The organism is Neorhizobium sp. P12A, from assembly GCF_008365395.1.
In the GTDB taxonomy this organism is placed as follows: Bacteria; Pseudomonadota; Alphaproteobacteria; order Rhizobiales; family Rhizobiaceae; genus Rhizobium.
In genome coordinates, this window is sequence record NZ_QOVX01000002.1 from 126,989 (window position 1) to 147,826 (window position 20,838).

Annotated in this window: 20 protein-coding genes and 1 tRNA gene; 12 read left to right on the plus strand and 9 right to left on the minus strand. The window is 59.6% G+C overall.

Annotated features, from left to right (window positions below; translation table 11 throughout):
* Positions 1–106: 106 nt before the first annotated feature.
* Positions 107–676 (minus strand): hydrolase, encoded by a 570-nt coding sequence (locus tag DTW90_RS06595; protein WP_132520015.1) that lies wholly within the window; start codon positions 674–676, stop codon positions 107–109.
* A 38-nt stretch (positions 677–714) separates the two neighbouring features.
* On the opposite strand from DTW90_RS06595, the gene DTW90_RS06600 reads away from it, so the two are divergent.
* The 8 genes from DTW90_RS06600 (at position 715) to pncB (ending at position 10,214) form a co-directional block, all read left to right on the plus strand.
* Positions 715–1,350, plus strand: a complete 636-nt coding sequence (locus tag DTW90_RS06600; protein ID WP_149337221.1) for a TetR/AcrR family transcriptional regulator — start codon at positions 715–717, stop codon at positions 1,348–1,350.
* Between the two features lie 105 nt (positions 1,351–1,455).
* Positions 1,456–3,291: an extracellular solute-binding protein gene (locus DTW90_RS06605; RefSeq protein ID WP_149337223.1), complete on the plus strand. Its 1,836-nt coding sequence runs from the start codon at positions 1,456–1,458 to the stop codon at positions 3,289–3,291.
* A gap of 164 nt (positions 3,292–3,455) precedes the next feature.
* Positions 3,456–4,550, plus strand: coding sequence for a microcin C ABC transporter permease YejB (locus DTW90_RS06610; RefSeq protein WP_149337225.1), 1,095 nt, complete (start codon positions 3,456–3,458; stop codon positions 4,548–4,550).
* A gap of 1 nt (position 4,551) precedes the next feature.
* Entirely contained in the window at positions 4,552–5,700 is a 1,149-nt protein-coding gene (locus DTW90_RS06615; RefSeq protein ID WP_149337227.1) for an ABC transporter permease, read from the plus strand.
* A complete protein-coding gene (locus tag DTW90_RS06620) occupies positions 5,697–7,334 on the plus strand; it encodes an ABC transporter ATP-binding protein (RefSeq protein ID WP_149337229.1) in 1,638 nt (545 codons plus the stop codon). The genes DTW90_RS06615 and DTW90_RS06620 overlap by 4 nt, the downstream gene beginning before the upstream one ends.
* Positions 7,335–7,344: 10 nt before the next feature.
* Complete coding sequence (locus DTW90_RS06625) at positions 7,345–8,304, plus strand: glyoxylate/hydroxypyruvate reductase A (protein ID WP_149337231.1); 960 nt, start codon at positions 7,345–7,347, stop codon at positions 8,302–8,304.
* 128 nt (positions 8,305–8,432) lie between these two features.
* Positions 8,433–8,717: a hypothetical protein gene (locus tag DTW90_RS06630; protein WP_149338364.1), complete on the plus strand. Its 285-nt coding sequence runs from the start codon at positions 8,433–8,435 to the stop codon at positions 8,715–8,717.
* Between the two features lie 192 nt (positions 8,718–8,909).
* The gene (gene pncB, locus DTW90_RS06635) at positions 8,910–10,214 is read left to right on the plus strand and encodes a nicotinate phosphoribosyltransferase (protein WP_149337233.1); all 1,305 of its coding nucleotides are present in this window, start codon (positions 8,910–8,912) and stop codon (positions 10,212–10,214) included.
* A gap of 9 nt (positions 10,215–10,223) precedes the next feature.
* Here pncB and DTW90_RS06640 read toward each other — a convergent pair whose 3' ends face one another.
* Complete coding sequence (locus tag DTW90_RS06640) at positions 10,224–10,991, minus strand: SDR family oxidoreductase (protein ID WP_149337235.1); 768 nt, start codon at positions 10,989–10,991, stop codon at positions 10,224–10,226.
* 217 nt (positions 10,992–11,208) lie between these two features.
* On the opposite strand from DTW90_RS06640, the gene DTW90_RS06645 reads away from it, so the two are divergent.
* A complete protein-coding gene (locus DTW90_RS06645; protein WP_149337237.1) occupies positions 11,209–12,237 on the plus strand; it encodes an aldo/keto reductase in 1,029 nt (342 codons plus the stop codon).
* A gap of 36 nt (positions 12,238–12,273) precedes the next feature.
* Here DTW90_RS06645 and DTW90_RS06650 read toward each other — a convergent pair whose 3' ends face one another.
* The 4 genes from DTW90_RS06650 to DTW90_RS06660 all read right to left on the minus strand — a co-directional run bounded on the left by DTW90_RS06650 (position 12,274) and on the right by DTW90_RS06660 (position 15,094).
* Positions 12,274–13,008 carry an SDR family NAD(P)-dependent oxidoreductase gene (locus DTW90_RS06650; protein WP_132520045.1) on the minus strand — a complete coding sequence of 245 codons (735 nt, stop codon included), beginning with the start codon at positions 13,006–13,008 and terminating at the stop codon, positions 12,274–12,276.
* The gene (locus tag DTW90_RS06655; protein WP_132520048.1) at positions 13,005–14,126 is read right to left on the minus strand and encodes an alkene reductase; all 1,122 of its coding nucleotides are present in this window, start codon (positions 14,124–14,126) and stop codon (positions 13,005–13,007) included. Before DTW90_RS06655 ends, DTW90_RS06650 begins: the two co-directional genes overlap by 4 nt.
* Before the next feature lie 184 nt (positions 14,127–14,310).
* Complete coding sequence (locus tag DTW90_RS37005) at positions 14,311–14,478, minus strand: hypothetical protein (protein WP_165927775.1); 168 nt, start codon at positions 14,476–14,478, stop codon at positions 14,311–14,313.
* 160 nt (positions 14,479–14,638) lie between these two features.
* Complete coding sequence (locus tag DTW90_RS06660; protein WP_165927776.1) at positions 14,639–15,094, minus strand: transglutaminase-like cysteine peptidase; 456 nt, start codon at positions 15,092–15,094, stop codon at positions 14,639–14,641.
* Between the two features lie 355 nt (positions 15,095–15,449).
* On the opposite strand from DTW90_RS06660, the gene DTW90_RS06665 reads away from it, so the two are divergent.
* Positions 15,450–15,827, plus strand: coding sequence for a response regulator (locus DTW90_RS06665; protein WP_132520054.1), 378 nt, complete (start codon positions 15,450–15,452; stop codon positions 15,825–15,827).
* A 155-nt stretch (positions 15,828–15,982) separates the two neighbouring features.
* Positions 15,983–19,087: a response regulator gene (locus DTW90_RS06670; protein ID WP_132520057.1), complete on the plus strand. Its 3,105-nt coding sequence runs from the start codon at positions 15,983–15,985 to the stop codon at positions 19,085–19,087.
* 41 nt (positions 19,088–19,128) lie between these two features.
* Here the strand turns inward: DTW90_RS06670 and DTW90_RS06675 are convergent, their stop codons facing one another.
* From DTW90_RS06675 to DTW90_RS06685, 3 genes are all read right to left on the minus strand, one after another.
* Complete coding sequence (locus DTW90_RS06675; protein ID WP_132520060.1) at positions 19,129–19,458, minus strand: XdhC family protein; 330 nt, start codon at positions 19,456–19,458, stop codon at positions 19,129–19,131.
* 93 nt (positions 19,459–19,551) lie between these two features.
* Entirely contained in the window at positions 19,552–19,914 is a 363-nt protein-coding gene (locus tag DTW90_RS06680; protein WP_149337239.1) for a hypothetical protein, read from the minus strand.
* 161 nt (positions 19,915–20,075) lie between these two features.
* Positions 20,076–20,165: transfer RNA gene (locus tag DTW90_RS06685), tRNA-Ser, on the minus strand.
* Positions 20,166–20,402: 237 nt separating this feature from the next.
* Between DTW90_RS06685 and DTW90_RS06690 the strand changes: the two genes are divergently transcribed.
* Positions 20,403–20,720: a hypothetical protein gene (locus tag DTW90_RS06690; protein ID WP_132520066.1), complete on the plus strand. Its 318-nt coding sequence runs from the start codon at positions 20,403–20,405 to the stop codon at positions 20,718–20,720.
* The last annotated feature ends 118 nt before the right edge of the window (positions 20,721–20,838 follow it).

Sequence of the window (20,838 nt, forward strand, 5' to 3'; positions counted from 1 at the left end):
CCGAGGTGATTTGCAACCGAATCTAGCTTGAAAAGCGATTTTGGTGAATCTGTGTTTCCTTATGAATCGACAGTTACGCCGAAACCGGCTCCGGGCGCTCTGTGTTTCAGTTGGAAAGGATCTCCGCGGTCTTGCGGACGCGCGACAGCCGCGGCAGGATTCTGGTGCAGGAAAAATCATGCATCTCGGCCGTGAAGGTCGTGGTCGCGTCTTCGGCAACGATGACGGCGTAATTGTGCGCATAGGCGTCACGCACCGTTCCCTCGACACCGAAATTCGTTGCGACGCCGGTCAAAATGACCGTTTTGATGCCACGGCGGCGCAGCTGAAGATCGAGATCGGTGCCGTAGAATGCGCTCCAATTGCGCTTGAGCACCGAAACGTCGGGCGTCAGTTTAGCGATTTCCGGCGGCGGCAGCAAAGCGGCGGCAGGCAGGCCGCCGACAGGAAAGCTCGTGCTTTCGTCGACTGGCTGGTTGACAGCGTCGGCATAGTCCGAAGAAAATCCGACGGTGACGAATACGGTGGTGCCGCCATCGGCCTTCAGCTTTTTGGCGATTGCTGCCGTATTGTCGACGATCTGCTGTGCGGAATGGGGGGCAAGCGCGCGGCCAAGGACGAAACCCTGGAGATCTATCGAAACAAGGGCGGTCGTTTTGGGATCGTAAAGAGACATGGGAAGGCTCCGGAAAGAAACATGAGGGTATCCTCACAATGCAAGATATGAAGGAGGCCTCGCAAAAGTCAAGCGAGGAGCCGAAAGCGCGTGTTCCGAAGCGTCAGCGCGGCCATGACCGCGTCGCAGTGCTGCTGGAGGCAGCGGCGAAAGTCTTCTGCGAGCGGGGTTACGATGCCGCAACGATGACGGAGATTGCCGCCGAGGCCCGCTCCTCCATCGGCTCGCTCTACCAGTTTTTCCCGACCAAGCCGCTACTTGCCGAAGACCTGCATATCGACCGCCTCGAACGATTGAAGGCGGTGCTGCGCGATATTGGTGAGAAGGCCGACGGCCTGTCTGCGGCCGATATCGGCGAGGAGATTTTTGACCGGCTGGCCGCCTTCATCGAGGAATTTCCGGAATTTCCGGTCCTTGCGGGTCGTCGCGATGTTCCCAGGGATCGAAAGGCACGCTCGCGCGCCGAACTCAAGGAGCACCTCGCCTCCCTGCTGCGGCGCGCGCGGCCGCCTGTCACCGACGATGTCGGGCTGCTCTCGGCGATCATCCTGGAATTGCTGCGGATTGCGGTCACGACGGCCAGTGATCCCGATGCCGTAGAGGATCAGCGTCTTGTCAGGGAACTGCGCCTGATGCTGCGCAAACGGCTGGAGGAGGCGTCTGCGAAGGGGTGATTCCTGCTAATCTTTGCATCTGCGAAGAGATGAGCAAAACCGTCCTGTTTTTTGCCCTCATTTGTCTTATGCTTGATTCAAACGACAAAATGGCAGGGGTTTTGCATGGCATTGGTGCGATCAGCGGGTTTGGCTCTTTCTTTCATCTGCCTGTTGACGTCGACGGCAACATCGCGGGCGGACGATCCGCAGTTCAAGATCGGGACCACCATTATCGGTGACCTGAAGTACCAGCCTGGTTTCAAGCATTTCGACTATGCAAATCCCGATGCTCCGAAAGGTGGCGATCTCAAGCTGTCGGACGACGGCACCTTCGATACCTTCAATCCGTTGCTGCAGAAGGGCGCGACCGCGGCTGGCGTAGGTGCAGTCTTCGATACGTTGCTGAAACACTCCGACGACGAAACCGCTGCATCCTATGGGTTGCTGGCAGAAGGCGTCGCCGTTCCGGACGATATATCGAGTGCCACCTTCCGGCTGCGCCCTGAAGCGAAATGGGCGGACGGCACGCCCGTGACACCTGAAGACGTCATTTTCAGCTTCAACAATAACAAGGAGCTGAACCCGCTCTATACGGCCTATTACGCACATGTGACGAAGGCGGAGAAGACCGGCGACCGCGATGTCACCTTCACTTTCGACCAGAAGGGCAATCGCGAGCTGCCGATGATCCTCGGCGAATTTCCGATCGTTCCCAAGCATTGGTGGGAAGGGACCGGTCCTGATGGCAAGCCGCGCGACATCACCCGCACGACGCTGGAGCCGGTCATGGGCTCAGGCCCCTACAAGATAGCCTCCTTTACGGCCGGCTCGACCATCCGCTACGAGCTGCGTGACGACTATTGGGGCAAGAACCTGCCGGTCAATGTCGGCCAGAACAATTTCGGTTCGATCACCTACACCTATTACGGCGACCGGGACGTCGAGTTCGAATCCTTCCGAGCGGGCAATACCGACTACTGGATGGACAATCAGGCAAGCCGATGGGCGACCGGCTATAATTTCCCGGCTGCCAAGGACGGGCGCATCAAGCGCGAGGAACTGCCCAATCCGCTGCGCGCATCCGGCGTGATGCAGGCCATGGTGCCGAATATGCGGCGCGACCAGTTCAAGGACGAGCGCGTGCGCGAGGCGCTGAACTACGCCTTCGATTTCGAAGATCTCAACCGCAATGTCCTTTTCAACGCCTATACGCGGGTGAACAGCTATTTCTTCGGGACGGAGCTTGCGTCCTCCGGTCTGCCCGAGGGCAAGGAGCTGGAGTTGCTGAATGAGATCAAGGACAAGGTTCCGCCGGAGGTCTTCACGACGCCCTACACCAACCCTGTCGGCGGCGATCCGCAGAAATCGCGCGACAACCTTCGCCGTGCGCTCGAGCTTCTCAAGCAGGCTGGCTACACCCTGAAGGGCAACCAGATGGTCAATGCCAAGACCGGCCAGCCCTTGTCCTTCGAAATCCTGCTGAACAGCTCGATTCTGGAACGCGTGGCGCTGCCATACGCCCAGAATCTGAAGAAGATCGGCATCGATGCGCGGGTGCGCACTGTCGATACCTCGCAATACATCAATCGCGTCCAGAATTTCGACTACGACATGATCTGGTATGTCTGGGGCGAGACGCTGAGCCCAGGCAACGAGCAGGCGGATTTCTGGGGTTCGGCAGCGGCGTCGCGCAAGGGATCGCATAATTTCGCCGGCATTATGGATCCTGCCGTGGATGCACTGATCCCCAAGGTGATCTTCGCTCAGGACTTCGAGGAGAAGAAGGCCTCGGTAAAGGCGCTTGACCGCGTGCTCCTCGCCAACCACTACGTCGTGCCGATGTATTACACGACACACTACAACATCGCCTATTGGGACAAGTTCGAGCATCTGCCCGAGCTGCCGAAATACGCGATCGGCTTCCCCGATGTCTGGTGGTCGAAATCGGCGGCAAAGTAGCAGGTGCTTGCATTGCTGTGCGCGCTGGGGTCCAAATGGCCCATGCCGAATCGCAGCGATTTGCGATGTTTCCCAAGGGCTGCGGATAAAGAGGTTGGCGGATTGATCGATAGGGTGATGCAGGGTCGGCGGGCGCGTCTCGCTCTTCAGGGAGCGGCAGGCTGATGGGTGCCTATATCATCCGGCGCATTCTGCTGATGATACCGACCATCGTCGGCATCATGGCGATCTCCTTCGCGATCGTGCAGTTTGCCCCTGGCGGCCCGGTCGAGCAAGTCATCGCGCAGCTGACAGGGCAGGGCGACAGTGCCTCGGACCGCCTGTCCGGCGCCGGCGGCGATCTCGCCAACCAGCAATCCTTCGATGACAGCGGCTCGCGCTATCGCGGCGCGCAGGGACTCGATCCCGAACTCATCGCCAAGCTCGAGAAGCAGTTTGGCTTCGACAAGCCGCCGCTCACCCGTTTCGGCGAGATGATGTGGAACTATATCCGCTTCGATTTCGGCGAGAGCTTCTTCCGCAACACGCCCGTCCTCGATCTGATCCTCGACAAGCTGCCCGTCTCCATGTCGCTCGGGGTCTGGATTCTGATCTTTTCCTACATGATCTCGATCCCGCTCGGCATCCGCAAGGCTGTCAAGGACGGATCGACCTTCGATGTCTGGACCTCGGGCGTGATCATCGTCGGCTATGCCGTGCCGAGCTTCCTCTTCGGCATTCTGCTCATCGTGATTTTTGCCGGCGGCTCGTTCTTCGACTGGTTTCCGCTCCGTGGCCTGGTCTCGGATAATTTCTGGGACCTGCACTGGTATCAGAAGGTTTTCGACTACGTCTGGCATCTCATACTGCCGCTGATCTCGCTTTCGCTCGCTGCCTTCGCGACCACGACGTTGCTGACCAAGAATTCCTTCATCGAGGAGATCAAGAAGCAGTATGTCATCACGGCGCGCGCCAAGGGGCTGAACGAGCGGCAGGTGCTCTACGGACACGTTTTCCGCAATGCCATGCTGATCATCATCGCCGGCTTTCCCGGCGCTTTCATCTCGGCCTTCTTCACCGGCTCGCTGCTGATCGAAAACATCTTCTCGCTCGATGGACTCGGCCGTCTCGGCTATCTCTCGATCGTCAACCGCGACTACCCGATCGTCTTCGCCACGCTCTACATCTTCTCGCTGATGGGCCTTTTCGTCGGCCTGGTCTCCGACCTTCTCTATACCTGGGTCGATCCGCGCATCGATTTCGAGCGGAGGGATGTCTGAGATGGACACGCCCGTGACCGCGCCGACGTCGGTTCCCGTCAAGCCGCCCCGCAAGGGCCTGCTGTCGCCGACCAACATCCGCCGCTGGCAGAATTTCAAGGCCAATCGCCGCGGTTATTGGTCCTTCTGGCTCTTCCTGATCCTCTTCATCCTGAGCATGGGTGCCGAATTCATCGCCAATGACCGCCCGATCATCGTCTCCTACAAGGGCGAAATCCTCTTCCCCGTCTTCGTAAATTATCCCGAGGAGAAATTTGGCGGCTTCCTCGCCGAAACCGACTATCGCTCCTCCTTCATCAAGGACGAGATCAACGGCAATGGCTGGATGATCTGGCCGCCGGTCCACTATTCCTACCAGACGGTCAATTCGAACATTCCGCATTCGGCGCCAACAGCGCCCTTCTGGATGATGAGCAAGGATGAGCGCTGCTCGGGCTATCCGCAGAAGGCCGCCGATCCCGATTGCAATCTCGGCAATCTCAACTGGCTCGGCACCGACGATCAGGCCCGCGACGTGATGGCCCGCATGATCTACGGTTTTCGCATCTCGGTGCTGTTCGGCCTGGCGCTGACCATCTGCTCGGCGCTGGTCGGCGTGACGGCAGGCGCCATTCAAGGCTATTTCGGTGGCTGGACCGACCTGCTGCTGCAGCGCTTCATTGAAATATGGTCGTCGATGCCGGTGCTTTATATCCTGCTGATCATCGCCGCCATCCTGCCGCCGGGCTTCTTCGTGCTCCTCGGCATCCTCCTGCTCTTCTCCTGGACCGGCTTCGTCGGCGTCGTGCGCGCCGAATTCCTGCGCGCCCGCAATTTCGAATATGTCCGCGCCGCCCGCGCGCTTGGCGTCAACAATCGCACGATCATGTGGCGTCACCTCCTGCCGAACGCCATGGTCGCGACGCTGACCTTCCTGCCCTTCATCCTGTCGGGCTCGATCACGACGCTGACCTCGCTGGATTTCCTCGGTTTCGGCATGCCGCCCGGCTCGCCCTCGCTCGGTGAGATGATCGCGCAGGGCAAGTCCAACCTGCAGGCGCCCTGGCTGGGTCTCACCGCCTTCTTCACCATGTCGATCATGCTCTCGCTCCTGATCTTCATCGGCGAAGCCGTTCGCGATGCCTTCGATCCGAGAAAGACGTTCAAATGACCGAAGCCTCGCAAGCCCTGCTCTCCGTCCGCAATCTCTCGGTCGCCTTTCATCAGGGCGGCGGTACGTCACTCGCCGTCGACGGCATCTCCTTTGATATCATGAAGGGCGAGGTGCTGGCGCTGGTCGGCGAATCCGGTTCGGGCAAGTCGGTCTCGGCCAATTCGATCCTGAAGCTTTTGCCTTATCCTTCGGCGAGCCATCCCTCCGGGGAGATATTCTTCAAGGGCAAGGACCTCTTGAAAGCGTCGGACAACGCGTTGCGCGCCGTGCGCGGCAACGACATCACGATGATCTTCCAGGAGCCGATGACATCGCTCAACCCGCTCCACACGATCGAGAAGCAGATCAGCGAGATTCTCGCTCTCCATCAGGGGCTGACGGGTCAGGCGGCCCGGACCCGCGTGCTGGAACTCCTGAACCAGGTCGGCATCCGCGAGCCGGAAAAGCGCCTGAAAGCCTATCCGCACGAGCTTTCCGGCGGCCAGCGCCAGCGTGTCATGATCGCTATGGCGCTCGCCAACAGGCCGGAGCTTCTGATCGCCGACGAGCCGACGACGGCGCTCGATGTGACGGTGCAGGCGCAGATCCTCGAACTGCTGCGCGACCTCAAGGGCCAGCACGGCATGTCGATGCTGTTCATCACCCACGATCTCGGCATCGTGCGCAAATTCGCCGATCGCGTCTGCGTCATGACCAAGGGCAAGATCGTCGAAACAGGCACGGTCGAACAGGTCTTCACCAATCCGCAGCACGACTATACGCGCCATCTTTTGGCATCAGAGCCGCGTGGCGAGCCGCCGGTCACGGATGCGGGAAAGCCGGTCGTCATGGAGGGCTCGGATATCCGCGTCTGGTTCCCGATCAAGTCGGGGTTGATGCGCAAGGTCGTCGATCATGTGAAGGCGGTCGACGGCATCGATCTCAAGCTGCGCGCCGGGCAGACGCTGGGTGTCGTCGGCGAATCCGGGTCAGGCAAGACGACACTCGGCCTGGCGCTGACCCGCCTTATCTCGTCGCAAGGCCGCATCAGTTTCGTCGGCAATGACATCGCGGCCTATTCCTTCCGCGAGATGCGTCCGCTGCGCAGCCAGCTGCAGGTGGTTTTCCAGGATCCCTATGGCTCGCTCAGCCCGCGCATGTCGGTCGGCGACATCGTGGCGGAAGGCCTGAAGGTCCACGAACGCGAGCTTTCGCCGGAGGATCGCGACCAGCGCGTCTGTTGGGCGCTGGAGGAAGTCGGCCTCGATCCGCAGACCCGCTGGCGTTTCCCGCATGAATTCTCCGGCGGCCAGCGCCAGCGCATCGCGATTGCCCGCGCCATGGTGCTGAAGCCGCGCTTTGTGATGCTGGATGAGCCGACGTCTGCGCTCGATATGAGCGTGCAGGCGCAGGTGGTCGATCTCCTGCGCGACCTGCAGCGCAAGCACGATCTCGCCTATCTCTTCATCAGCCACGACCTGAGGGTCGTGAAGGCGCTCGCCAACGACCTGATCGTCATGCGCTTCGGCAAGGTGGTCGAGCAGGGCGCTTCCGCAGATATCTTCCGCGCGCCGCAGGAAGAGTATACCAAGGCGCTTCTTGCCGCCGCCTTCAACATCGAGGCGGTGCCTTCAGCAACCGTCCAGCAATAAAGACAGCCCCATGCCGACCAAGCCCCCCGTTCTCATCGACCTCAAATTCGATCCTGAGGCGATCACGTACGCTTTGAAGACCGCATTCCCCGATCGCGGCAGCATTGATCTGGCCGATCCCGCAAACGGGGATCGTGATCTGTCCGGCCTGGACTATGCCGTCATCTGGAAGCCGCATGCGGATCTCTTTGCTCGTGCACCGAACCTGAAGGTGGTGTTTTCGGGTGGCGCCGGCGTCGATCACGTCATGACGAGCAAGGGACTGCCTGACATCCCGGTCGTTCGCTTCGTCGATCATAGCCTGACGACGCGGATGAGCGAGTGGATTGTTCTGCAATGCCTGACGCACCTGCGCCAGGTCAAAGCCTATGAAAAGCAGGCGCGTGACCGCGTCTGGAATGAACGCGTCCAGCCGGAAGCGAAGGAGGTCACGATCGGCGTCATGGGGCTCGGCATTCTCGGCCTGGATGCCGTGGCGAAGCTGAAGGTGATGGGCTTCAACGTCATCGGCTGGTCGCGGCGTCACAAGGTGATCGACGGGACAGAGACATATGATGCCGGGCAACTCGATACGTTTCTCGCCAAAACCGACATCTTGGTCGGCCTGCTTCCGTTGACCGCTGAAACGACGGAAATTTTTGATCGCAAGCTATTTTCCAAGCTGCGCCAGGGCGGAGCGCTCGGAAAACCTGTTTTCATCAATGCCGGCCGCGGCAAGAGCCAGAACCAGCGTGAGCTGGTGGCAGCCCTTGAGAACGGTCTGCTCGGAGCGGCATCGCTCGACGTCTTCGAGGTCGAGCCGCTGCCGGCAGATAGCCCGCTATGGATCATGGATAACGTCATCATCACGCCGCATGCGGCTGCGGCCTCGGATGTGAACGCGCTGTTTCGCCATGTCGAAACGCAGATCGCCCGCTACGAGCGGGGCGAAGTGTTGCAGCATGTCGTGGACCGCGCCACGGGCTACTGACCCGCATTTCAGCCGCCGAAAAGCATCGGAACTTTCGCCAGATCGGGTCGTTTCCAAAAGGAACGCTTCTGAATGGCGGGTCTTTGCCTGCCTTTTGCAGATCCAAGGAGGCAACAGTGGCACAGCAGATGGAAACCCATACCGAATGGGAAAAGGTCGACAATCGGCTGCACAGTGAACAGGAACTGCCGGCTACCAAGGCAAAGCAAGGCCGCACAGGCCGCCGCGTGCTGACGGTTCTGATAACGGCTCTGGTCCTTGCTTTCATCGTCTGGGTGCCGGTTGAGATCTGGAGCAGCCACGCGGCGAAAAAGGCCGCTCCGCAGCCGTCGGCTCAGGGCCAGGTTACGCCGAATACGCTGCCGAACAAGACGCCTGAAACACCGGCGGAGGTCGATGCCCAGCACAAGTAATAGACGCCGAAGATCAAAGACAGTAAAGCCCTACGTCCGCCTGGTAGCAGGGCGTTTTATTTTGTATCAATTTTCTTGCGATGACTGGACTTTCGCTCAACATTTTTTGATAAGAGTAGGAATGCACCACGCTGCCGGTCTTCCCTTGGGCAGCGCACGCGGCGTCGGGTTGGAAGACGGGGCAGGAACAGCATGACCAAGACGGATATCGCCACCCGTGTCTACAATCACACCTGGAAGCTCGATCCGATCATCCGCAGCCTGATCGATACGGATTTCTACAAGCTGCTGATGTTACAGATGATCTGGAAGCTCTATCCAGATGTCGATGCGACTTTCTCCGTCATCAACCGTACGAAGAGCGTGAGGCTTGCCGAGGTCATCGACGAAAGGGAATTGCGCGAACAGCTGGATCATGCCCGCACGCTGCGCCTCTCGAAGAAGGAAATGATCTGGCTGGCGGGTAACAGTTTCTATGGCCGCGCCCAGATTTTCGAGCCTGAGTTCCTCGCCTGGCTGTCGACTTTCCAGCTCCCCGAATACGAACTTTCCAAGCGGGATGGCCAGTATATCCTGGAGTTTCGCGGGTCGTGGAAAGAGACGACCATGTGGGAGATCCCGGCGCTCGCCATCATCAACGAACTGCGCTCGCGCGCTGCGCTCAAGGCGCTTGGCCCGTTTACCCTCGATGTTCTCTACGCCCGCGCCAAGGCCAAGATGTGGGAAAAGGTCGAGCGGCTGCGGGAATTGCCGAAGCTTCGCATCTCTGACTTCGGCACCCGCCGTCGCCATAGCTTCCTGTGGCAGCGCTGGTGTGTGGAAGCGCTGAAGGAAGGCGTCGGCCAGGGTTTTACCGGCACCAGCAATGTATTGCTTGCTATGGATTCCGATCTCGAAGCCGTAGGCACCAATGCGCATGAGCTGCCGATGGTCGCCGCAGCACTTGCCCGTACCGACGAAGAGCTGCGCAATGCACCCTACAAGGTCCTGCGCGACTGGAACCGGCTCTATGGTGGCAATCTGCTGATCGTGCTGCCCGATGCTTTCGGTACGGCCTCATTCCTGCGCGATGCGCCGGAATGGGTTGCCGACTGGACGGGCTTCCGTCCCGACAGCGCTCCGCCGATAGAGGGCGGCGAGAAAATCATTGCCTGGTGGAAGAAGATGGGCCGCGATCCCCGGCAGAAGCTCCTGATCTTCTCCGACGGCCTCGATGTCGACGCGATCATCGACACCTACAAGCACTTCGACGGTCGCGCGCGCATGGGTTTCGGCTGGGGCACTAACCTGACCAATGATTTTGCCGGCTGCGCTCCCACTGACATCCAGGGCCTGAACCCGATTTCGATCGTCTGCAAGGTGACGGATGCCGACGGCCGTCCGGCCGTCAAGCTCTCCGACAATCCGCAGAAGGCGACGGGCGAGCCTGATGAGGTCGAGCGTTACCTGAAATTCTTCGGCGCCGAGGATCGCGTCGACCAGGCCGTTTTGGTCTGACCGAAGCCGTCAGATGGCGGTGAAGCCGTTGTCGACGAAAAGATGCGCGCCGTTGACAAAGTTGGATTCATCACTCGCCAGATAGAGGGCTGCCCGCGCGACATCCTCGGGCTCGCCGATCCTGCCTTGCTGCGCCGCGATTGCCGCATCCGAGACATCCACGCCCAGTGCCTGCAATTCGGCGACTTCCTTCAGGCCGTGCGGTGTGCGGATGAAGCCGGGGCAGACGGCATTGCAGCGAATGTTGCGGTCACGGAACTCGACGGCGATAGCGCGGGCAAACATGTGAACGGCGCCCTTGGTCGTATCGTAGAGTACTTCCATCGGCGTCGCCGCAACCGCCGAAATCGACGAGGTGCAGACGATCGAGCCGCCGCCGGAGGCCAACATCTGCGGCAGCACGGCGCGCGTCATCAGAAACATCGAGCGGACGTTGACCGCATGCAGCCATTCCCATTCCTCAAGCGTCGTTTCGAGGAACGGCTTGATGACGATCGTTCCGGCATGATTGAAAAGCACCGTGACAGGCCCGAAATGCTCCTCGACGCCTTTGACGGCTGTGTTGACGGCATCTTCGTCCGAGACATCGGCGACCCAATATTCCGCGATGCCGCCGGCCTTGCGGATCTCAGCGACCGTTTCGGCAGACGCTTGCGCATTGCGGTCGATGATGGCGACGCGCGCCCCTTCTGCCGCAAACAGGCGCGACGCGGCACCGCCCATTCCAGTCGCGCCGCCCGATATGATTGCGATCTTTCCCTTCAGCCGATCAGTCATATATTTCGCCCCTGGACAGAATTCGGTTAAAGCTGACGATAGTCTTTCGGGTGGCTTTGGCAACGCCTTCCGGCAAGGCTGCATCCTGACTGTTGTCGGATGCCTCATCGTTGAACCGAAGTGCAGGCATTCATACATCGAGCCGCGCCCTATGGTCCTTCCGGCCGTCTTCGGCGCATTTATTCACAAGAGCTATTTTATTATTGGAGGACGTATCATGGATTATCGCTACCTCGGAGGCTCGGGCCTTCGCGTGCCAGTACTCAGCTTCGGAACAGGTACATTCGGTGGAAAGGGCGAGTTCTTCGGCGCCTGGGGCGCGACCGATGTCAAGGAAGCCAGCCGCCTGATCGATATCTGCCTTGACGCCGGTCTCAATTTCTTCGACAGCGCTGATGTCTATTCCGGCGGCGTTGCCGAAGAAGTGCTCGGCGAGGCGATCAAGGGACGGCGTGACAAGGTCCTGATCTCCACCAAGGCCACCTTTCGCTCCGGCGATGGCCCGAACGATGTCGGCTCCTCCCGCTTCCACCTCATCGAATCCTGCGAAAAGGCGCTGAAGCGGCTGCAGACCGACCATATCGATCTCTTCCAACTGCATGGCTTCGATGCCATGACACCGATCGAGGAGACGCTGTCGGCGCTCGACGATCTCGTCCGTGCTGGCAAGATCCGCTACGTCGGCTGCTCGAATTTCTCCGGCTGGCACCTGATGAAGTCGCTGGCGGTCGCCGATCGCTACAACCTGCCGCGCTATGTCGCCCACCAGGCCTATTATTCGCTGATCGGCCGCGATTACGAATGGGAACTGATGCCGCTTGCCGTCGACCAGAAGGTCGGCGCCGTGGTCTGGAGCCCGCTCGGCTGGGGTCGCCTGACAGGCAAGATCCGCCGTGGCCAGCCTCTGCCCGAAGTAAGCCGCCTGCACAAGACGGCCGACAACGGTCCGCAGGTGGACGATGAATATCTCTACAACGTCGTCGATGCGCTCGATGAAGTGGCCAAGGAGACGGGCAAGACCATCCCGCAGGTCGCCTTGAACTGGCTTCTGCAAAGGCCGACGGTGTCGAGCATCATCATCGGCGCCCGCGATGAGGGCCAGCTGCGCGACAATCTCGGTGCGATCGGCTGGAACCTGACCGCAGAGCAGGTCGCACGCCTCGATGCGGCCAGCGAGAAAACGCCTGCCTATCCCTATTGGCACCAGCGCGGCTTTGGCGAACGCAACCCGTTCCCGGCCGGCTGATACGAACGCCAGGGGTCGGCGCGCACTGCGCCGGCCCTAGAAAGTTTCCTTGAAGGGTCGCAGATCGAGTTCCTGCGTCCAGGCGGACGGATGCTGGCGGTGAATGTGCCAGTAGCTGTCTGCGATGGCGTCGATGTTGAGCAGGCCTTCCGCGTCACCTTCGCGAAGAACCCGTCTTGACCGCAATTTCTCGCCATCGATGCCGCCGTCGATGATCGTATGGGCCACGTGAATGCCGAGCGGTCCGAACTCGCGGGCCATGCTCTGGCTGATCATCCGAAGACCGGCCTTGGCGGCCGCGAATTGCGCAAAGCCCGCCTTGCCACGCAGGCTGGCGGAGGCCCCCGTGAAGATGACGGTGCCGCGCCCGAGCGGGACGAGATGCTTTGCCGCCTCCCGCCCGACGATGAAACCGCCCAGACAGCAGACGCGCCAGAATTCCTCGAAATCTTCGACCGTCACATCGCGAAAGCCGATCGGGCGGTTGATGCCGGCGTTGAAGACCACGAGATCCGGCGGCGAAATGCCATCCCTTGCCGCAAAGGCATCATCGAACAGGCGAACGGCGGCTGCCTCATCCGCTGCGTCCACCGCAACCGGCTCGGCAGTGCCGCCGTCGGCGGTGATCGTTGCCGCGACCTTCTCGATCTTCTCGGCTGTCCGGCCGGCAATGATGACGTGGTACCCCTCGGAGGCGAAGCGTCGGCAGAGGGCAGCACCCAGCCCCATCTCGGCGCCGACGCCGACCACGATAGCGCTCGGTCGGCTCATTCCGCAGCCTCCCTTGCGTCCAGCGTGGGATAATCGATGTAGCCTTCAGCGCCACCGCCATAGAAGGTCGGGCGATAATAGGGATTGAGCTCGGCACCCTTCTTGAGCCGTTTCGGCAGATCGGGATTGGCGATGAACAGCCGGCCGAAGCCAATGGCATCGGCATTGCCCGACGCGACCGCTCCTTCCGCCGTATCCGGCTTGAAGTTGCCGGCCGCAATCAGCACGTTCGGCCAGAGCGGCCGGAAGAGTTCGGCAGCCGACGGCACATCCTTGTGGTCGACTTCGGCCTGGCCGGCGCCGCTTGCGCGCGGCTCGATGAAATGCAGATAGGCAAGACCGAGTTTTGCCAGCTCCTTGATGGCGTGCGTATAGAGCGGCAAGGGATCCTCCTCGCCGCTATCGTTTGCGACGCCGAATGGCGAGAGGCGGACGCCGACTCGATCGGCTCCCCAGACCTCGGAGACGGCCTGGGCGACCTCGATCAAGAGCCGTGTGCGATTTTCGATCGAGCCGCCATAACGGTCGGTCCGCTGGTTCGAGCGCGACTGTAGGAATTGCTCAAGCAGATAGCCGTTCGCTCCGTGAATCTCGACGCCATCGAAGCCTGCGAGCTTGGCATTCGCTGCCGCATGCCGGTAACTCTCGATCAATGAGGGGATTTCGCCTGTTTCCAACGCCCGAGGCGTTTCGAAGGGAACACGCTCGAAGGAGGCCGTAAAGGCGTCACCGGCAGCGGCAATCGCAGAGGGTGCGATCGGCAGGGCGCTCGCCGGCTGATGCGAGGAATGCGAGATCCGTCCGACATGCCAGAGCTGGAGAAAAATAATGCCACCCTTTGCATGGACGGCATCGGTGATCGCCTTCCAGCCGGCGATCTGTTCGGGAGAATGGATGCCCGGCGTTGCCGGCATGCCTTGGCCGCTCGGCGAAATCTGCGACCCTTCGGATATGATCAGGCCGCCCTTGCTTGCACGTTGCCCATAATATTCGGCGTTGAGCGCGTGGGGCACGTTGCCCGGTTGTGCGGCCCGCATGCGCGTCAGCGGCGCCATGACCACCCGATGCGTCAATTGATAGGGGCCGAACTGCAGGGGCGAGAAGAGCTTGGACGGCATCGGATGTCCTCCTGACGTGGCGTTTTTCTACGACATCTCCTGTGGTGATCGATGCCGTCGTCAATTAAAATGACGGACATCATTTATGGCGCGCTCCTGTCACACGCAAGTGAAGGCTGATGCGTCTTTGGGATAATGAATGCGGTGACGATGCTTGAGCGGGGCCGCGGAACAGAGCGGGAAATCAGTCCTCCTTGCTCTTCGAAAGCCGAAGGGCACGCAGCCGCGCGGTCTTTTCATCGCGAGCCTTCTTTTCTGCGTCGATGGTTGCCTGTGCTACATGCTTGGTCTCTTCCGCCTTTTTTATTTTCTCCGCCGGCGAAAGCATTTTTGCACGCGGTCTGCTTTGCATAATTTTCTCCCTGCTCGAAACGCAGCCGTGTGCTAGCGGCTACGCTTCCGCGAAAAGCCGCGCCTCCGACAAGGCCGCGGATTCTCGCGAATTTTTCAATGACGTTTTTGGTTCCGGTGGTTCATAACGAATAAGGAGACGTTTTCGTTCCGGAAAGGCTCTAGAGCGCGAACCATAGATGCGGGTCGGTTGCGGATTCGATCTTGAGCCACCTGAGGCCGGTCTGGCTCCATGTCTTGATGTCCGCGGTGCGGTTATCCAGAACGAGGTCGCCCTTTGTCGTACGCACCACGAGCACCGTGTGCCCGATGCCCTGAGGCGTCATCGCGACAGCCAATCGAAGGGCGGGGATAGGAAAGCCGCGGTCGATGAGGTCCTTGCGCTTGGTGACCGCGTAATCGTTGCAATCGCCCGCGGATACATCGATGCGCCAATCTTCCTCTGCCGATGTATCTCGCTCAGGCCTTATCTCTTGATTGACGTAGCTGTTGACCGTTTCGATCTGCTGCTCGATTTCAGGCGTCATCAATATGACCGACGCACCATTTCCTTTGACGCATTGGTCCGGATTGGACAGGCAGAAGCGCACATGAGCGAAGGGCGCGAGCGTCGCCACTCTTTCCTGGAGAAAAGGCCGGCTTATATCGCTGGCTATGGAAGGCTCGGAACAGACTCCAACAATTGCGGGCAGGGATGCCAGCACGGGTAAAGCGCGATTGAAAACCATGCTTCACCTCCGATGACCGATTTCGGCCAGCAGCGTTGATGTCAGTTATCCAAGCGGAATGCAGTCCTCCACGATCAATTTCCCCCATGCCAAGATCATTAACCTCCCAAAAGATCGGATCGACAAGAGGTTTCCTTTGGGAATCGCGAATATATATAGCACTCCGCCGACCATAGGGATGTTGGGTAAGACCGCTTGCTTTCAAGGCCGCCTTGGCCGCAGCGAACGCCCAAAAGGAGAGAAAATGAATACCGACAGGTCCGTCGTCCTCATCGTCGAAGACGAGCCCCTCATTCGCTTCAGCACGCTGGATGCTCTGGAAGGTGTCGGACATGTTGCGCTGGAAGCAGGCAACGCCGATGAGGCCATGGTTTTGCTGAAAAGCCGCCGTGACGTCGAAATCCTGTTTACCGATGTCAACATGGCAGGATCCATGGATGGCATTCAGCTTGCGAAAAGGGTCCGGGCCATCCGCCCTGACATCGGTATCATCATTACGTCAGGTGTCGTGCAGCTTGATCCCATGGCCTTGCCGGCAAATGCGGTTTTCCTCCCCAAGCCCTATCAATACGCGGCCTTGTTGACGTCGATCCATCGCCTGAAATCCGAGCGCGAAATGTGAGCGGAACCGTTCGCGGCGACCCTGTGGGACAGACGCAGAGCATTGGGTCATGGTAATATTTTTCAGTCGCAGCGCGGGCGAGTCCCTAGCCGTTGCGGAACACTAATCTAGTTAACCCACGTTCCTTCCGTTCCGCGACCGAATCGATGGGTTTCATGCAAGAAGCATTTGCGTTTTTGGCACATGACGGCGAACTGGCCCGCCTGATCGCCGATTTTGATTGGTCTTCCACTTCGATTGGTTCCCACCAGCGCTGGCCGCAAAGCCTCAAGACGACGATAGCGCTCGTCCTGCAGTCGCCCGTTCCGATCGTCACGCTCTGGGGCGAAGAAGGCATCATGATCTACAATGATGCCTATTCCGTCTTCGCTGGCGAAAGGCATCCGCGGCTGCTGGGGTCGAAGGTACGGGAAGGCTGGCCCGAGGTCGCCGATTTCAATGATAACGTGATGAAGGTGGGCTTGAGCGGCGGCACCCTCGACTACGCCGATCGGGAACTCGTTCTGAACCGCACGGGCAAGCCCGAAGCAGGCTGGATGGATCTCTACTATTCGCCCGTCATAGACGAGGCGGGCAAGCCGGCGGGTGTCATCGCCGTGGTCGTCGAGACGACGGCCAAGGTCAAGGCGGAGCGGCGCCTGCGGGGCGAACGCGAGCGATTGACGCGCATGTTCGAGCAGGCCCCGGGTTTCATGGCCATGACGGTGGGTCCCAACCACGTGTTTGAAATGGCAAATGAAGCCTACCTGCGGCTCATCGGAAATCGCGACATCTTGGATCATCCGCTGCTGGAAGCCCTGCCGGAACTGAACGAGCAGGGCTTTCGCCAATTGCTTGACCGCGTCTATTCCACTGGCGAGCCGTTTGTCGGTGAATCCTCCCGCGTGTTGCTGGAAAGAGAGCCCGGTCGCGTCGCTGAAATATTCGTCGATTTCATCTTCCAGCCGGTCCTGGGAGAGGATCGAAAGCCGGTCGGCATCTTCATCCAGGGAAATGACGTAACCGAGCAGAAGCGGGCGGAGAACGCCCTTCGGCGGGAAACGCGGATCCTCGGCGTCTTGAACAGGCTGGGTGCCGATCTCGCCGCGGAGCTGGACCTTGAGAAGGTCGTCCAAATGATCACCGACGCCGGCGTGGAGATGACAGGCGCCGAGTTTGGTGCATTTTTCTACAATGTAATGGACGAAAACGGCGAGCGTTACATGCTCTATGCGTTGTCCGGCGTCCCACGCGAAAAATTTGCTGATTTCCCAATGCCGCGGGCAACGGCAGTCTTCCAGCCGACCTTCAAGGGCGAGGGCGTCATTCGGTCCGACGATATTCTGCAGGATGCCCGCTACGGAAAAAACGAACCCCGTAAGGGAATGCCGAATGGGCATCTCCCCGTCAGAAGCTATCTGGCTGCCCCGGTAATCTCCAGTTCGGGCGAAGTCATAGGCGGCCTCTTCTTCGGGCATCGGTTGCCTGCCATGTTCAAGGCAGAGCATGAGGAACTGATCGTCGGCGCGGCCGGTCAGGGCGCCATCGCCATGGACAATGCGCGACTGTTTCGGGCGGCCGAACGGGAACTCGCGGAGCGCCGGCGGGCCGAGGAAAAGCTGCAAGCCCTGAATGTCACGCTCGAACAGCGCGTATCGGACGAGTTCAACGAGCGCGTCAAGGCGGAGGAAGCCCTCCGCCAGGCACAGAAAATGGAAGCGCTCGGCCAACTCACCGGCGGCGTGGCGCATGATTTCAACAATCTGCTCCAGGTGGTCTCCGGCAACCTTCAACTCCTGTCGCAGGACGTATCCGACAATGCCAGGGCTCAAAGACGCGTCGAAAACGCATTGGCGGGCGTGAGCCGCGGATCGAAATTGGCAAGCCAGCTCTTAGCCTTCGGACGGCGACAGCCGCTCGACCCAAGGGTCGTCAATATCGGTCGGTTGGTATCCGGCTTTGAGGATATGCTGAGAAGAACCCTCGGCGAGTCGATCGAGATCGAGACGGTTCGCTCCGGCGGCCTCTGGAATGCGCTAGTCGATCCGACCCAGGTGGAAAATGCGCTGCTCAATCTGGCGATCAACGCGCGAGATGCAATGGACGCCGGCGGCAAGCTCACCATCGAGGTCGGCAACGCTTATCTCGACGACAACTACGCCCGGCAGCACGACGAAGTCCTGGCTGGCCAATATGTCATGCTCGCCATCACCGATACAGGGTCTGGGATGCCGCCCGATGTGGTGGATAAGGTCTTCGACCCCTTTTTCTCGACGAAGCCTGTCGGCAAGGGCACGGGCCTTGGTCTGTCCATGGTCTATGGTTTCGTCAAGCAGTCCGGCGGCCACGTCAAGATCTATAGCGAGGTGGGGCAGGGAACTACGGTCAAGCTCTATTTCCCGCGCGTTCATCAGCGGGAGGATACTGCCAGCGAGACCGATTTCGGTCCCGTCACTGGCGGCACGGAGACCATTTTGGTTGCCGAGGATGACGAGCAGGTCCGGGCAACGGTCATCGAACTTCTTCATGAGCTCGGCTACGGCGTTTTGAGAGCGAAGGATGCCGCCAGCGCGCTCAGCGTCATCGAGAGCGGCGTATCGGTCGATCTTCTCTTTACCGATATCGTCATGCCCGGTACGCTGAAAACCACGGAACTCGCGCGTCAGGCCCGCCGGAGGCTGCCGAACCTCGCCATTCTGTTCACCTCGGGTTACACCGAAAACGCGATCGTTCATGGCGGGCGCCTGGACCCCGGTGTCGAACTCTTGTCAAAGCCCTATAGTCGGGAGGCTCTGGCCCGCAAGATCAGGGCCGTGCTGAACAATCGCAAGCAGCGCGAGTTCGTCGAGGAGACGTTGGGGGCTGTCAACTCTCCGCTCAAACCGGCGAAAAGACCCTCTCACTCCGTGCTTGTCGTCGAAGACGACGCGTTGATACGCATGTCGACCCTCGAGATGGTGTCGCAACTCGGGCACAGCGTCGAGGAGGCCGCCAATGTCAGCGACGCAATCCGTCATCTGGAGAGCGGTGATATCGATGTCGTCATAACCGATCTCGGATTTCAAGGACTGACGGGCATGGATCTTGCGCGCGAAATAGCAAAGCGCTGGCCCGATATCGGCGTGATCTTTGCCACGGGCCAGGACGAGCCGCCGTCCATCGACCAGGATATTGCCTCGGCGTTCATTCGCAAACCCTACGGGCCCGACGACATTTCCGCGGCAATCGGCGCGGTCACGAATGATGTTCCGTTAAAGAGACGTGATGGGCAGGGTGAATGACAGGTTGCCGGCAGCTTTCCGAAATCGGGAAGCGCTGTGGGTCAGCTCACCCGCTCCACATACACACGGATACGCCCGCCGCAGGACAGGCCGACATTCCAGGCGGTTTCGTCGGCCACGCCGAACTCCAGCATTTTCGCCTTGCCCGAAGCGATGACGTCCATGGCTTCGGCAATGACCGCGCCTTCGACGCAGCCGCCCGAAACGGAACCTGCAAAATTGCCGTCCGCATCGACCACCAGATGACTGCCGGCAGGCCGGGGAGCCGATCCCCAGGTGTCGATAACGGTGGCAATCGCGACATCGCGGCCGTTACTTTTCCAATCCTCTGCAAGATACAGCGGATCGAGATCGTCGGATGATATTGGCATGTCGGTCTCCGGACGCACGGAATGGCAGCAGGCTTTGTCTGCAGCCGGCGTTGGCATTCATGCCTGGAAGTCATAGCGCATCCGCGGGCGGTTTCAATGCGCGACAGGCTCATTCGAATTGATGCATTCGAATTCCTGCAGCGCCACTGCCGCCTCCTGGAATGCAAGTCGAACGAGGGGATGCGGCGTTCGAAGAATATGTTCGGCCATCAGCCTCAATTCGCTGGCGAGATCGTTCGGCGCCTCGGAAAACCTTCCGTCGTGGAATTCGAACTCTTCTCGCGTCTTCCAGATTTCATCGGCTGCCTGTCTGAGCAGACGCCGCTGTTCAAACACCGTCATCTCGTCGACATGCTTTACCGCATCGAAAAGCCGTGATGCGCTGATCTCGCGGAAGCTTCGCTCGCAGGCATCGGCGGGGACGCCAGGGCCTCCCTTGTTCTCCCAGGAAAGCAAACCATGTCCTCCATCAGCTTTCTCTTGCAAAGATGAAATAGAGACAAGGCCCGCGCAGCCAAGCCACAGCTGGCAATGGCGGTTAATTTTGTTTTAAAGCTTGGGTTCGATGCAATGGCTGATGCGTCGCTAAATCTGGCGGGATGTCTTCGAAAAAATCATGGCGGACAGGGAGGGATTCGAACCCTCGGTACGCTTTCACGTACACACGCGTTCCAGGCGTGCGCCTTAAACCACTCGGCCACCTGTCCATCTGCGCTTCACATCCGGTCTGGAGGCAAATCGTCGGAACGGCGCGATATATACCGATGAATTTCGCCGGATCAACCCGAGTCTAACAGTTTTTTGACTTCTCTGTATAAAACTCTCGATCAGACCTCCGTTGCGCGAATGCTGCTGACGCCCTATCTATTTTTTCAGGCGGAGTTTTATAGCTGGCGGCTTCCCTCCAAACGCCTGCCGATCGGTTTTGAGTATAGGAAGGGTCGATGCGTTTCCTGCTCCGTTTTGCGAGTCTCGTGGCACTGGTTGCAGCCACCATTGCCGGCACGCTCGATTCCATTCAGTCAGTGGCAGCGTCTGCTGTCGTGATGACGCCGATGCAGGATGCCTTGCAGGATTTGAGCCCTTCGGCGCTTACAACGCTTCAGTCCGCCGTCTCCTATTACATTCATCCGAGCCTCTATAATCAGGTCATCGAGTGGGTCATGTCGCAGCCGGCTTTCGCAGTTCTTCTCACCATTTCCCTTCTTCTCTGGATGATCGCCTATAAGAAGCCGCCGGCTTCTGGCCGCTTTGCGGCTTGATGTCGGATTGGTTGCAAAAACTGCGTATCTGGCTCTTGTCGCGCTCGGTCCTGCGTCGGAATCCACTGCATATCTGGGCATTTTAAGCTGTTTATCTGGCTATAAAAAACGCAGATCG